This is a genomic window from Anaerobacillus sp. ABR4_321, from assembly GCF_056158505.1.
In genome coordinates this window covers 1,108,295-1,122,317 of sequence record NZ_JBSWTK010000001.1, presented here as the reverse complement: position 1 = coordinate 1,122,317, position 14,023 = coordinate 1,108,295, and the positions used below count along the sequence as shown (strand labels likewise).

At 45.3% G+C, this 14,023-nt stretch carries 12 protein-coding genes; 4 read left to right on the top strand and 8 right to left on the bottom strand.

The window, feature by feature from the left end; translation table 11 throughout:
- Positions 1–128: 128 nt before the first annotated feature.
- From cysQ to nadB, 4 genes are all read right to left on the bottom strand, one after another.
- The gene (gene cysQ, locus ACXADT_RS05965) at positions 129–968 is read right to left on the bottom strand and encodes a 3'(2'),5'-bisphosphate nucleotidase CysQ (RefSeq protein ID WP_474833663.1); all 840 of its coding nucleotides are present in this window, start codon (positions 966–968) and stop codon (positions 129–131) included.
- A gap of 65 nt (positions 969–1,033) precedes the next feature.
- Entirely contained in the window at positions 1,034–2,137 is a 1,104-nt protein-coding gene (gene nadA, locus ACXADT_RS05960; RefSeq protein WP_474833661.1) for a quinolinate synthase NadA, read from the bottom strand.
- A gap of 2 nt (positions 2,138–2,139) precedes the next feature.
- On the bottom strand, positions 2,140–2,976 hold the full coding sequence (gene nadC, locus ACXADT_RS05955; RefSeq protein WP_474833659.1) for a carboxylating nicotinate-nucleotide diphosphorylase: 837 nt from the start codon (positions 2,974–2,976) through the stop codon (positions 2,140–2,142).
- Positions 2,933–4,474, bottom strand: a complete 1,542-nt coding sequence (nadB, locus tag ACXADT_RS05950) for an L-aspartate oxidase (protein WP_474833657.1) — start codon at positions 4,472–4,474, stop codon at positions 2,933–2,935. The genes nadC and nadB overlap by 44 nt, the downstream gene beginning before the upstream one ends.
- Before the next feature lie 112 nt (positions 4,475–4,586).
- On the opposite strand from nadB, the gene ACXADT_RS05945 reads away from it, so the two are divergent.
- Positions 4,587–5,729, top strand: a complete 1,143-nt coding sequence (locus ACXADT_RS05945) for an IscS subfamily cysteine desulfurase (RefSeq protein ID WP_474833656.1) — start codon at positions 4,587–4,589, stop codon at positions 5,727–5,729.
- An 81-nt stretch (positions 5,730–5,810) separates the two neighbouring features.
- Here the strand turns inward: ACXADT_RS05945 and ACXADT_RS05940 are convergent, their stop codons facing one another.
- Positions 5,811–7,328 carry a cell wall-binding repeat-containing protein gene (locus tag ACXADT_RS05940; RefSeq protein WP_474833655.1) on the bottom strand — a complete coding sequence of 506 codons (1,518 nt, stop codon included), beginning with the start codon at positions 7,326–7,328 and terminating at the stop codon, positions 5,811–5,813.
- A gap of 187 nt (positions 7,329–7,515) precedes the next feature.
- On the bottom strand, positions 7,516–8,958 hold the full coding sequence (locus tag ACXADT_RS05935; RefSeq protein WP_474833653.1) for a cell wall-binding repeat-containing protein: 1,443 nt from the start codon (positions 8,956–8,958) through the stop codon (positions 7,516–7,518).
- A gap of 263 nt (positions 8,959–9,221) precedes the next feature.
- Between ACXADT_RS05935 and ACXADT_RS05930 the strand changes: the two genes are divergently transcribed.
- Genes ACXADT_RS05930 through ACXADT_RS05920 form a run of 3 tightly spaced genes read left to right on the top strand, consistent with a single transcriptional unit; the run spans position 9,222 to position 12,654 of the window.
- Positions 9,222–9,878, top strand: coding sequence for a GntR family transcriptional regulator (locus ACXADT_RS05930; RefSeq protein WP_474833652.1), 657 nt, complete (start codon positions 9,222–9,224; stop codon positions 9,876–9,878).
- Between the two features lie 13 nt (positions 9,879–9,891).
- Positions 9,892–11,250: a 4-aminobutyrate--2-oxoglutarate transaminase gene (gene gabT / locus ACXADT_RS05925; protein WP_474833650.1), complete on the top strand. Its 1,359-nt coding sequence runs from the start codon at positions 9,892–9,894 to the stop codon at positions 11,248–11,250.
- 12 nt (positions 11,251–11,262) lie between these two features.
- Positions 11,263–12,654, top strand: a complete 1,392-nt coding sequence (locus tag ACXADT_RS05920; protein ID WP_474833649.1) for an APC family permease — start codon at positions 11,263–11,265, stop codon at positions 12,652–12,654.
- A gap of 122 nt (positions 12,655–12,776) precedes the next feature.
- On the opposite strand, the gene ACXADT_RS05915 is transcribed toward ACXADT_RS05920, so the two are convergent.
- Entirely contained in the window at positions 12,777–13,607 is an 831-nt protein-coding gene (locus ACXADT_RS05915; RefSeq protein ID WP_474833647.1) for a nuclease-related domain-containing protein, read from the bottom strand.
- A 205-nt stretch (positions 13,608–13,812) separates the two neighbouring features.
- Complete coding sequence (locus ACXADT_RS05910) at positions 13,813–13,989, bottom strand: hypothetical protein (protein ID WP_474833646.1); 177 nt, start codon at positions 13,987–13,989, stop codon at positions 13,813–13,815.
- Between the last annotated feature and the right edge of the window lie 34 nt (positions 13,990–14,023).

Here is a 14,023-nt window from a genome sequence, read left to right as displayed (position 1 = left end):
TCGAAACTGAGAGAGAAACTCCTTGTCCGTTAACAAATATATCCAAATAAAAGATGAACTTCCTAATGTGGAAGTTCACCTTCTAAGTGTTAGAACAAAGCTTCAGTTAATCTTTCGTGTAGAGGCAACTACCCCAATCCCTGCCTCCAGACAATAAACCAGGGGTTCGTTAAGTCCTTCTTGTTATATTCCAGGTGCCTGTCACCTGTCGAATTTGTCGAATGAACCACTTTGCCACCTGCACCCTGAACAACGGCATGACCTGCTGCGGTATCCCACTCCATGGTTGGAGCAAAGCGTGGATAGACATCTGCCGCTCCTTCAGCAACGAGACAAAGCTTCAATGAACTTCCTGCTGAAGTGACAGCAACTTTTCCATACTTCTCCTTCAAACCATCTAGGAACTCCTTCGTTTCAGGTGATGGATGAGAGCGGCTCGCTACTGCTGTGATCATCCCTTCCTTTCGAACGTGTAAAGGAAGGCGGTGACCACTATCACTTTCGATCAAAGACTTATAGGAAGAATAGCTCCCCTCTGAAACCTTCTCGATCTTATAAGACCCTCTATCTCCATCCCCAACGTACACTGTGTCACTTACAGGTACATAGACGACGCCAAAAACAGGATTCCCCTTATGAATAAGAGCGATGTTTACCGTGAATTCTCCGTTTCGCTTAATAAACTCCTTCGTGCCATCGAGCGGGTCGACAAGCCATAAACGTTCCCATTTCTTTCGCTCATCGTATCCTAGATGCCTTCCTTCTTCACTCAGAATCGGGTAATCTACGTTTAGCGCGTTCAATCCCTTCACGATCGTGTCATGCGACAACTTGTCAGCGACCGTTAAAGGCGATGCATCGCTCTTTTTCTCAATTTGAAAATCACTGCTTCCATAAACCTTCATAATCGCTTTTCCAGCATTCACTGAGGTATGAATAACGTTAAGTAAGTCCGTATCACTTACCAATGCGCCCACTCCTTTCCGAAATCATGGTGAGGCACACCTCATCCCTACTACTGTATGCAAAGGGGCTACGCGCGTTCTAACATGCGGTTCAATGCATCCTTTGCAAACTTCGCTGTCTTTTCGTCAACTGAGATTTGATTCGTTTTCCTACCTGCGTGAACTTCTTCAAGAGACCAAAGAAGGTGCGGTAGGTCGATCCGGTTCATCGTTAAACATGGGCACATATTCGGATTCAGTGACACGATGTTTTTATCAGGATGCTCCTGAATAATCCGATTCACGAGATTCATCTCTGTACCGATTGCCCATGACGAGCCTGATGGTGCTCGCTCAATCGTCTCGATGATCATCTTCGTAGATCCTGCAAAATCAGATTTCTGTACGACTTCAAATGTGCACTCAGGGTGAACGATAACGTTTACACCTGGCATGTCACGCCGTACTTGTGCAATATTATCGAGCGTGAACTTTTCATGAACAGAACAATGCCCTTTCCAAAGAATCACCTTCACATTCTCGTAATCTCCGTCGTACTCAAGACGATCTGAGATCGGATCCCACACCGCCATCGCTTCTAGTGGAATGCCAAGGTCGTACGCTGTATTTCGTCCTAAATGCTGGTCAGGCAAAAAGAGAATGCGCTCTTTTTGCGTGAACGCCCACTCGACCATAGCCGTGGCATTTGATGACGTTACAGTCGCTCCGCCGTTCTCCCCAACAAACGACTTGATCGCTGCGGTCGAATTCACGTACGTTAACGGAAGGATGGTCTCTCCCAATGAATCCGTCAACATTTTCCATGCCCGCTCCGTCTGATGAATGTCAGCCATATCCGCCATCGAACAGCCTGCTCTCATATCTGGAAGAATGACCGTTTGATGTTCCTCTGTTAAAATATCTGCCGTCTCCGCCATGAAGTGGACCCCGCAAAAGACGATCGTCTCTGCTTTCTTGTTTTTCGCGGCTAGCTGAGCAAGCTGCAGCGAATCCCCTGTATCATCAGCAAATTGAACGACCTCATCTTTTTGATAGTGATGAGCAGGCAAGTAAAGACGGTCACCGAGCTCCTTCTTGATCTCACGCACGCGCTGAACCATTTCTTCTTCTGATAGCGCGTGATACCTCTCTGGAATGCCAACCGGCTTCGTTAATGCATCGAGTATACTCATAGCTATTCCCCCTTCATTCGAAGACTAATATCTAGACTTTTAACAGAGTGCGTCAGACAACCGAGTGAAATCATATCGACACCACAATCCTTATAATCGATAAGGTTATCGAGCGTAATGCCACCCGACACTTCTGTCACGATCGACTTTGGCACGAGTCGATTATAAAAAGTCGCTTCATCTGGTGAACAGTTATCAAACATGATGATGTCTGCGTTCGCCTCAACAGCTTCCCTAACCTCTTCTTCGCTACTCGTCTCCACTTCGATCTTCGTCATATGACCGACCTTTTTTCGCACTGCTTCAACGGCGTGTTGAATACTTCCGCACTGTGCAATATGGTTATCTTTCAGCATGACGCCACCATCAAGCGTGATGCGATGATTCACCCCTCCGCCGCAGCGGACAGCATATTTCTCGAGCATTCGCAGCCCTGGCGTCGTTTTCCGAGTATCACAGACGCGCGTAGGTGAATCACCAAGCAAGTAAATGGCATGACTCGTCATCGTTGCGATCCCACTCATCCGCTGAATCAAGTTCAAAATGACGCGCTCACCCGTGAGAATCGCTTTTACCTGACCTTTAACCTGCGCGATTACATCTCCATTTTGTACGCGATCCCCATCTTGCACGTACACCTCAACAGAACAACCTCCGTCTAACATGTGAAAGCCTAGCTCGATCACATCTTGACCACAAAATACGCCATCTTCCTTTGCTATGAAATCTGCAACACCTTGTTCTGTTGAATCGAATAGCAGCTCACTCGATAGGTCTCCTACACCGATATCTTCATTAAAAAATTGCTCGAGATTTTTTCTCAGTAGTAATCCATTCATCTTTAAAGATCCCCCTGGTTATCCTTTTTTGCTGGAAATGCTGTTTTGGTAGAGGAAAATCAGTACGAAAATGTCCCCCACGACTTTCAGTCCGCATATATGCTGACGTCGCCATCAGCCAGCTTGTTTGCAGCATGTTGAACGTCGTTATCTCCTCAATACTCGAGGCAGGTTTCTTCCTGCTAGTTAGATAGAATTCGAACGCATCGATCGCTGCTGAGAGTCCATTTTCATGTCTCGTAATACCCACGTGATCATTCATTAAGTTCCGCAACATGCAGGGCTCTGGCAGGGACCATGGTATGTGAAGAGGTTGAAAACCGGTATCTAAATTCATCCGAACAGGCTTATGATTTCGTATCCAAGTCGCCGCCTCATTCGCAAAGACGACCGCTTCAAGAAGGGAGTTACTCGCGAGTCGATTCGCACCGTGAACACCAGTGTTCGCCACTTCCCCAATCGCAAAAAGGTTCTCGACCGTAGTTCTTCCGTAACGATCCGTTTCCACCCCACCCATCAAAAAATGTGTTCCTGGCTGGACAGGAACTTTTTTTGATGAAGCATCGTCTCGTGTTAGGTACGATGCGATCGTTGGAAAACGTTGATCAAAATTTGGGACTGGAGATAGATCGAGGTAAACCGGACTCTGCTCCGCATAAATGCCGCGTGCCACGATGTCTCTTGGCGCGAGATCGAGAAGTTCGTGCTTTCCTTCCATCAAACGCTCCCCTTTTGACGTGACCAAAACGCCGCCTTCGCCTCTTACTGCTTCAGATATGAGAAAAGAGTTTCCATCACCCGCATACATCGTTGGGTGAAACTGCATGAACTCAAGGTCAGAAACGCGCGCTCCTGCTCGGTAAGCCATCGCGATACCATCACCCGTCACCGACACATCGTTTGACGTAACGGGGTAAAGCTGTCCCGCGCCACCGGTAGCAAGGATGACGTGATCTGCTCTGACAGTCAGATGCTTTCCTTCATAATCCATAAACCAGGCACCTGTACAGGCTCCGTTTTCAACGATGAGATCGACCGCTGCATGATGTTCAATGATCGTACAGCTCTCTTTTACTCTTTTTAAAAGCGTTCCTACGAGCTCTTTACCAGTTGCATCTCCGCCGGCATGCAGGATTCTAGGCACACGATGTGCACCCTCACGACATCTCGAATAAGACCCATCACGATTTCGGTCAAACGTCACACCTAGGCCGATCAAATCTTGAATTCGCTCGCCGCCTTTTTTTACTAAAAGCTCTGTTAACTCCTCATTATTATGAAAAACACCCGCTTGAATGGTATCGAAAAAATGATCTTCCCAACGATCATCATCCGACGTGACCGCCGCGATGCCACCTTGCGCAAGCCTGGAATTGCTTTGTCCTAGCTTAGACTTTGTGATAACCGTCACATTCTTATCCGCAGAGAGAAGCTCAGCAGTCAACAAGCCTGCCACCCCACTACCAATAACAAGTACTTCTGTATAAAAGTTACCCATGTTACCTTCTCCTAAATTGATGTTGTCCTCTGTAAAGTTTACATGTGTCTTGACACTAATAGTTACATAGATTTAAATAAAGTACAAGACAGAACTTTATGAGGAGAGCGAAATGATTTATTTGGACTATGCAGCGACTACCCCGATGTCAGACCTCGCAATCGAGGTTTACACGAAGGTAGCACGTACGTATTTTGCGAATTCACAAAGCCTGCACGATGAAGGAACTTCTGCTGCTCAGGTACTAGAAGTAGCGAGGCAAACCATCGCTCAATCGATCAACGGACACCCTTCAGGCGTGTATTTTACATCTGGCGGCACTGAATCAAATATTCTAGCGATAAGAGGGCTAGCTAAAAAGCATACCTCAGGTCACATGATCACTGCGAAGGCTGAACACTCTTCCATCCTCCATACATTTCAACAGCTCGAAAAAGATGGATTCGACGTCACGTATCTCTCGTATGATGACAACGGTAGGCTCAAGTTTGATGACCTGATCGAAGCGATTCGAGACGATACGATTCTTGTATCGATCGCTCACGGAAACAGCGAAATCGGAACGCTCCAGCCAATCGAAGAAATCGGAAAGGAACTCATGGAAAGAGGCATTCCATTTCATACGGATGCGGTCCAAACGTTCGGAAAGCTACCGGTCGATGTCAAAGAGATGCACCTTACTGCTCTCTCCGTATCATCGCATAAACTATACGGACCTAAAGGCGTAGGAGTATGCTACATCGATCCGTCACAGTCATGGCAGGCAAGCTTACCTGGAGCCGTTCATGAAAAAGGATTTCGACCGGGTACAGTGGATGTACCAGGGATTTTCTCTTTTACAGCAGCGGTAGAAGAAGCGACCACAAATATGGAGCTCGCTCATCAACAAAGTAAGACGTTAAGAGACTATTTATTGAGTCAGTTGAACGGAACAGATGTGGTCATCGAAGGTGGAGATGATGAAGGGCTTCCTCATATCGTAGGACTTCGGCTCAAGGGGATTGAAGGACAGTACGTGATGAATGAACTGAACCAGAAGGGCATCGCCGTCTCAACAGGCTCCGCATGTTCCATCGGACAGCAAAACCCTTCCAAAACATTAAAAGCGATCGGACGAACCGATGACGAAGCAAGAGAACTCGTTCGAATCAGTTTTGGGAGGCACACGACGAAAGAAGAGTTAGAAAAGACAGCATTAGTGATTCACAGCATACTAAGCACACGGCATTACACTTCACAGGCACCACCCGGATAATGTCGAAAAAACACCGATCATCCTAACGATGATCGGTGTTTATCATACAGGTCTTATTTTCTCTACCCTCTACAAAACGGGCTACCGCAAATACTCCTCAAGCACAAGGTCATTATTTTTCATATACGTCGCGATGTTCTTTCCTACATAACGTAAGTGCCAAGGCTCATACTTGTAGCCTGTCACATGCTCTTCTCCTTCAGGGTAACGGATGATGAACCCATATTCATGTGCATGCGCATCGACCCATTTCCCTTCATCGGTGTATGCGAATTCTTCGACCAATCTATAATCTACATCCGGACTCGTCACATCCATCGCTAGACCGGTTTGGTGCTCACTATGGCCTGGCTTTGCACTTACTCGATTCGCATACTCTTCTCCATGTTCCTCAACATTTCGTTCATAGATTCGCTTTTGTCGTTCATACGAGCGATAGCCTGATTGAGCATAGAGGTCGAGTCCTGCTCTCTCTGCTCCATCAAACAATGCTTCCAAGTGAGCAACAGCAATTGTGTTCATCTTCCGCTTATTGTGTTCATAATCGAACGGAAACGGAACGTTCGGCTCCTCTAACTCTGCAGGAACATACGTTGATGGCAAATCACGCTGCTTGTTCACTAACAACAGTTGGATCGGTAACGAAACTTCCGTATCGACGTATTCATCGATCGCGTCATAGCCCCCAAGGACCGTAAACTTCGTTAATCCTTTATCAGCTATATAAAGCTTCGCAGGATTCGGTACGTAGTTTTTTTCGATCAACAGGAGAGAGTCATCCGTTTTTGCCGCTAAAACGGAACCCGCTAATGCATCTGCAAAATCCATACCAGTTGCTAAATAGGCTTCATCTGCACTGCCCTGTGGAAATGCGTCCGCAACAGCACGGGAAGTTTCATAACGATCACTTCCAGCAATTCGCATCGAATTTGGAATATCCTCCTCTACGTCATTCGGGATAACTCCAGTGCCTCCGATTACATAATTTCGTTCATTAGATTCAATGCGATTTTCTGTAACAGTTGGAAGGCTATCTTCTAACGTGAGTAAAATTGGATATCCTCTGTACGCTGCATAAGGTGCGATCGATAACGCATCTGGAAAATTCTCACCACTCACAACGGCCGCTCTTCCACTTGGATGCATCCGGTCAGCGATCAACGCTGCCGTTTCAAACCGATCGCTTCCTGAAATACGCTCTACTGTTATATTCATGTCATTTTTTATGTATGTTTCTACTTCATTTGAAACTGCAGTAGGTCCTCCAAGTATGATAATGACTTTCGGATTTAATCGCTGAATTTCACTCTTCGTCGCTTTTGGTAGTTTCGTAGATTTCGTCAGCAAAATTGGAGCATTTTCTTGGTAAGCAAGAGGCGTTCCTGCAAGCGCATCAGGGAAGTCGTTCGCTCTCGATAAAAGAATTGTTTCACTTCCATCTGGCCAACCGTTCTTAGAAACTTCAACAGCTGTTTCAATTCGATCGCTTCCTGAAATTCGATCAATGTCAATTGCCTCAGTGACACCTGGAAATAGTAACACTAGTACTATTAGACTAATGACAGACAATAATCCTAACCTGAAGTTGCGTATAAGCATAATTAATCACCCCATAGTCCCCGTTCCCGTAATAATTGTAATAAAACTCAAATGACAACAGAAAGCTAAATTTAGTAAATTGTTCTTAAGTCTTAATTACAAAACATAAAAAAAGAGCCTCTTTTAAAGGCTCTTCCTTCATACAATAATTGTTCGACAAAATATTTCAAATAACGGGTGGTGCCTGTCACTCAAATAGTTCTTCTTCCACACGTATTCCAACAGCACTATCGCCTCCTAAAATTGTGTAGTAAGAAGTATTCTGTTCTTTTAAGAATTGTTTCGTACTAGTAGGTAGACTATTTTTCTTTGTAAGAATCATTGGTTCACCGTACAACGCCGCAAGTACAGAGCCTGAGAGGGCATCAGCAAAGCCTTCACCTGTTGCCATAAAAACATCCGAAGTTGGCAAGTTGAGTGTTTTTGCAATTTCAATTGAAGTTTCATAACGATCATTTCCGTTTAAACGTGTTGCCAAAGGTAGCTGCCTTTCTACCGCTTCACTAATTGCAGCAGGCCCCCCTACTACATAGGTCTTGTTATAAGAAGATAGTGCCTTCTTCGTAGCGCTTGAAAGCTCATCCTTCTCAGTTAGAAAGATTGGAAGACCGTACATAGCTGCATATGGAGCTATTGATAGCGCATCAGGGAAGTTCCCTCCATAGGCTACGACAGCCTGTTTTGTAGGAAGGAGGTTTTCCGCAATCTTTGTTGCAGTTTCATAGCGGGTAGCGCCGCTCAAACGTCTAACTTCAAGTTTCATAGTATTCTTTAAGTAATTTTCAATCTCCGAAGAAATGGCACTTGTTCCTCCAAGAATGGTAACCTTTTTCACATCCAGGTCTACTAATAAATCTCTTACTCGACTATCAAGCTTCGTTTTAGGTGTTAGTAGAATTGGAGCATTTAATTGAAAAGCGAGAGGAGCGCCTGCAAGCGCGTCAGGAAACGTTAACCCAGTTGCAAGCACAGCATTATCCGTCCCTTCTGGCCAACCCGCTTCAGCTATTTTAATCGCTGTTTCATATCGATCGTCACCAGAAATTCGTTCGATGTACTCCATATTGTAGGCAGACAATGCATAAATATCATCTTCGCCACCGCCGTTTTCATCCGTCGCTTTTATGTAATAGATCCCTTCTGGAATTGTATAGACTTGAAACTGGGCACCTTCATAATAATCATAGTAATCAGGATCGATCCACTCTCCAAAAGCATCGGCTAATGCAAAATTTAGATCGATATTCTGCTGAGAAGAACCAGCAACAACAAGCTCGATAGGATTATTTATATCGATTTGATACATGTCTACATCATTCACATCGAAAGTACCATACACAACATCTTCCATAGGTAGAAAGTTAGCATGTGTAAAATCATTATTTGGTTCACTCTCTAAATAGTCAGCAAGAGTTTTGATACTGCTTCGATCTTCAGATAGCTTTTGTTTTAGTTGTTCTTCTATTATCTTTTTGTCTGCTTCAGAGAAAGAGCGCTTTTCCTTTTTCTCTTCCGTTATTTTTTCTTTTAAGCCGTTAGATTCACCACTAGCAGCAAATACATTTCCTGCCCCTAAAAACCCGCTAACAAGTAGCGTGACAAATACAAAATAAGTGATTACCTTCCTCACTTCATCCCCGCCTCTTTTAACATAGTGTGTAGCATAACTTTTATTATATAAGTATTAAGAACTAGAATCTATAAAAGATTCTGTCGAATTGTGTCATAAGTACTAGAATCATATCTTCTTCGACAAAAACCGGGTGGTGACAGGCACCGCATTCTTTATTTTCTGAAAATACTAGAAATTTAGAATAAAATGGGTTATCATGGCAATTAACAGCGAAGAAATTGTATACAATATATGAACACAATCGAGAGGGATCAATACAAATGAAAAAAAAACGAAACGAAGAACTCGCGTACGAGAAAGTAAAGCGAGCAATCATGCTCAAGAAGTTAAACCCAGACCAGCGCGTAACAGAGGAATGGCTAAGCCAGGAATTGAAAATGAGTCGGACTCCAATTCGCTCTGCCTTTAAACGCCTCGAGAGTGAAGGCCTTCTCACGCTGATCCCTCATCGAGGGGCATTCGTGTGCAATCCTTCTGACAAAGAGCTCGAGGATGTGTTTCGCCTGCGCGTCGTCATCGAACGGTATGCTGCTGAGCTAGCAATCGAAAACATGACAGATGAAGACGTTGTTGAGATGGAGAAGTTATTGAAGCGTGAGCTTGAGGCATACGAATCAAAGGATTTTGAGGCATTTCTAACCATCAACTCCCTCATTCACGCCTTCCCTGCTAAACTCTCAAACAACACGTTTCTACTTCAGGAAATCGAGCGTTTAAACCAATGGTCTGATTGCTACCTGATCTTGAAAGACGAATTTTACACCATACCAACTGAAGAAGCGAAGTCCATTCCTGAACATCATGCGATCTTAGAAGCTTTTCGAAACCGAGATGTAGACAAGATGTGCGATGCGATTGAAACTCACTTACTTTCAACGCTCGACGACTTGTCTGAACGCAAATCTATTTTTAGCTAAGGAGAGATTTTCTATGAGACATGCATCGATCAATACCCCTCTTCCAGGGCCAAAAGCTAGTGACCTATTAGAACGCAGGAAAAAAATCGTTCCTGACGCGGTTAGTTACGGCGTTCCAACTTTTGCTAGAGAAGCACATGGGGCAAAAGTTACGGACGTCGATGGCAATACGTTCATCGATTTTGCTGGGGCAATCGGTACGATCAACGTTGGCCACTGCCATCCAAAAGTGAAGGATGCGCTTCATGATCAAGTAGAAAAGTACATCCACACTGGTTTTAACGTCATGATGTACGAGCCATACATCGCCCTAGCTGAAAAGTTAGCTGAACTCGCACCTGGCGCGCACGATAAAAAAGTTCTTCTCCAAAACAGCGGAGCTGAAGCTGTAGAAAACGCAGTGAAAATCGCTAGAAAGTACACTGGTCGCCAGGCGATTGTCACATTTGCGAACGCTTTCCATGGTCGAACGCTTATGACGATGTCGATGACGAGCAAAGTTAAACCATACAAATTCGGCTTCGGACCGTTTGCTCCAGAAGTGTACAAAGCTCCTTTCCCTTATGCATATCGCCGACCTGCGACTATGACAGAAGAAGAATATAGTGCACACATGATCGAACAGTTCAAAGACTTTCTAATAAGAGAGGTCGCTCCAGAAACGATCGCAGCAGTTGTGATGGAGCCTATTCAAGGGGAAGGCGGATTCATCGTACCTGACAAAGCCTTTGTAAAAGCTGTTAAAGAAATATGCGCTGAGCACGGCATTATTTTTATAGCGGACGAAATTCAAACAGGCTTTGCAAGAACAGGTACCTACTTCGCGTCAGAGCATTTTGACATTACTCCTGATCTCATCACCGTATCAAAGTCACTTGGTGCAGGCATGCCGATCAGTGGCGTAATCGGCCGGCAAGAAGTGATGGATGCCGCGAACGGTGGTGAGCTCGGCGGAACATACAGTGGAAACCCATTAGCATGTCGCGCTGCTCTGGCTGCGATCGACGTGATTGAAGAAGAGAAACTGAACGATCGCGCAAACGAAGTCGGTCAAAAAGTAAAAGATACCTTCCAAACATTATCTAAAGAAGTAGGTTGTATCGGCGATATCCGCGGAATCGGAGCGATGGTTGCAGTGGAAATCGTGAGCGACTTAGAAAAGAAAACCCCTGCTAAAAGCTTAGCCGCTCAAATGATTTCTACCGCTCAACAGCAAGGACTTCTCGTACTTGGAGCAGGCGTCTATGGCAACGTCATCCGCTTCCTCATGCCACTTGTTATTACGGATGAGGAGCTTGACGAAGGCTTGTCCATCATTTCAGACGCAGTTCGAACGGTTTGGAATAGCACGTTAGTCACTTCAGAAGGATAGGAGGTTTCAAGCATGCAAGAAGGACAACAGTTAAAGAAAGTTCTGTCGAGGTTCGACCTCCTCTTCCTCGCACTAGGTGCGATGCTCGGTTGGGGATGGGTCGTGTTATCTGGTACTTGGATTACATCCGCTGGCTCGTTCGGGGCCGTTTTAGCATTCGTGATCGGAGGATTTCTAGTCGTCTGTGTGGGACTGAACTACGCTGAACTCGCCTCCGCCATGCCAAAGGCTGGTGGAGAGCATGAATATGTGCATAGAGCACTCGGCGAAAATATGTCTTTCATCGCGTCATGGGCAATCACACTCGGGTACGTGTCAGTCGCAACGTTTGAAGCCGTTGCGTTACCGACCGTCATCGACTACCTCATCCCTGATTACCAGTCTGGTTACTTATGGACCGTTGCAGGATGGGATGTTCATCTAAACTGGGTATTGATCGGCTCAGGCGGGGCGCTCATCATCACCGCGATCAATTACATAGGACTTAAGCAAGCAGCTGCCATGCAGACATTTTTCACGATCGTCATCATTGGCGTCGGACTTCTTTTAATATTCGGGTCAGGTATCCACGGGGATCCATCGAACCTCGCTCCCGCTTTCGTTGGAGGAGCCGGTGGTATCATGACCGTGCTCGTCATGGTCCCATTTTTATTCGTAGGATTCGATGTCATTCCTCAGGTTGCTGAAGAAGCGAACTTGCCGCAACGCCAGATCGGGATGTTCCTTGTCGTTTCCGTAGTCGGAGCGATCTTGTTCTACCTCGCGATTGCGCTTGGGGTTGGACTTGGGCTTAATCAAGAGCAGCTAGCCGTAACAGAACTCGCATCAGCAGACGCAATCGCAAGCTTATTCGGATCAGACCTATTTGCTCAGATCTTAATCATTGGTGGTGTAGCTGGGATCATCACGAGCTGGAACTCGTTCGTCATCGGAGGAAGTCGTGTTCTTTACGCGATGGCAAAGTCCGGTATGCTCCCAGCCTGGTTTGGACGACTGCATCCAAAGTTCAATACGCCTTCAAACGCCGTGTTGTTCATCGGAATCTTGTCTATGCTAGCACCGCTATTAGGACGATCTGCGCTCGTCTGGATCGTCGATGCTGGCGGACTTGGAATCGTTGTTGCATATTTCCTTGTCGCACTATCATTCATTGTCCTTCGTAAAAGAGAGCCGAATATGGAGCGTCCTTTCCGGGCTGCAAAATCGCCTGTTTACGGTTATCTTGCACTCATCCTTAGCTTCGGTTTCATCACACTCTACTTACCAGGTATGCCAGCGTCTCTCATCTGGCCATACGAATGGATTATGTTTGCCGGCTGGGCAATCGTCGGATTGTATTTCTTTATGAGGATGAGGAAAGGCGTTTATAAAGAAGTGAGCGCAGAACAAAACAAAACATTTTAGTGAGGGTGCCTGTCACCACCCGTTTCATGTCGAATAGCTTCAGCCAAGGCTGAAGCTATTTTTCTATTCATTTGAACAGCCTAAAGTTCATTCGACAAATACCGGGTGGTACCTGTCACTCGTCACCTTATCGCCGCATAGAACCCGTCAGAATAATCCCGATCACACTCCAGAAGTAGTGAAGCAAGCTCCTCGCTCTTCTCCCTTGTAATCTTACCCTTGTTCTCCTTCTTCACGTAATGAACAAAGTCTTGAATCCGAAAGATCGGACACTTAGCATCCTGTTTCCCCATCCAAACACCCCGTGAATTTGTCATAATAACGACCGGTTCGACTTGAAAATAATAGCCATTACGTCTCAAATACTTCCTGAGATGGTTCGCATGATAGATCGATTGCCCCTGTGGACTTTTTACGATCGTTTTCTTTATGACCTTCCCTCTACTGTTGTATGGATACCATAGCCACCCTTCTCGATGAGGATAGAATCTACCAGTAATGTCTTTGGTTTCGATACAATAGATTTTCTCTGGGCCAATCAAGACGTGATCGATTTGAGTTCCATTTCGACCATTCGGTACGACAAGGTCATTCATCAATGTAAATGAGTCAGGTAACCACCCCTCTATCACGTCAGACACCTTGCTTTCCCCTTCTTCACCAGGCTGCAGCTTGATATGTTTCCCTAAATTTTTAAGCTGATTTCTTCTATCTCCACACAACTTTCGTAAGAGCAGTTCACGACCTACGAACCATCCTAGAATAAATCCGATCGGGAAAATAAAAAACAATGCGATTCCAAGTGCAAACATCCATAGGATCGATAAAAAGAGGATGTCCTTTTTATTCTCTCGCTTAATCCGATCAATCTCGCCTTCTAACCTTCTCTTCATAAAGAGTGACTCTTCTCTCGTCTGCTGAAGAATCGTCTCCCTTTTTGCAACCCTCGCCATATCGTCACCTTTTCTACCCGTCTATTTTTACAGCAGTCTTAATTCTTCTTAAGTATACTTTTACATCCAACAACTGTATATATATTCCAGGACACACCTTTACGAAAAAATAAAAAGCGAGTCGCCCCCATGCAACTCGCTTTTCTCTACTGGATTGTATAAACCACGCCGAACGAATCCCCTCGTTTATTCCGCTCTATCAATCTTAGTTTCCATCACCTCCACCCGGCGTATGTTGTGGTGGAAGATCCTTATCGCTTAAAGGCGATGTACCGCTAAGCTCTATCGGTTCTCCACCGCTGCTTCCACCAGTGAAATCGATTAGAAAACCCCCTAATAGCAAACCTGTTACAAGAAAAACACTAACTATTATTTTCTTCACGCGATTATCCCCTCATTTTGAAGCTTTTATGTAG

Excerpts from the sequence above, each read along its gene's own strand:
- nadA (WP_474833661.1), bottom strand. The coding sequence starts at position 2,137 with ATGAGTATACTCGATGCATTAACGAAGCCGGTTGGCATTCCAGAGAGG.
- nadC (WP_474833659.1), bottom strand. The coding sequence starts at position 2,976 with ATGAATGGATTACTACTGAGAAAAAATCTCGAGCAATTTTTTAATGAA.
- nadB (WP_474833657.1), bottom strand. The coding sequence starts at position 4,474 with ATGGGTAACTTTTATACAGAAGTACTTGTTATTGGTAGTGGGGTGGCA.
- ACXADT_RS05945 (WP_474833656.1), top strand. The coding sequence starts at position 4,587 with ATGATTTATTTGGACTATGCAGCGACTACCCCGATGTCAGACCTCGCA.
- ACXADT_RS05940 (WP_474833655.1), bottom strand. The coding sequence starts at position 7,328 with ATGCTTATACGCAACTTCAGGTTAGGATTATTGTCTGTCATTAGTCTA.
- ACXADT_RS05930 (WP_474833652.1), top strand. The coding sequence starts at position 9,222 with ATGAAAAAAAAACGAAACGAAGAACTCGCGTACGAGAAAGTAAAGCGA.
- gabT (WP_474833650.1), top strand. The coding sequence starts at position 9,892 with ATGAGACATGCATCGATCAATACCCCTCTTCCAGGGCCAAAAGCTAGT.
- ACXADT_RS05920 (WP_474833649.1), top strand. The coding sequence starts at position 11,263 with ATGCAAGAAGGACAACAGTTAAAGAAAGTTCTGTCGAGGTTCGACCTC.
- ACXADT_RS05915 (WP_474833647.1), bottom strand. The coding sequence starts at position 13,607 with ATGGCGAGGGTTGCAAAAAGGGAGACGATTCTTCAGCAGACGAGAGAA.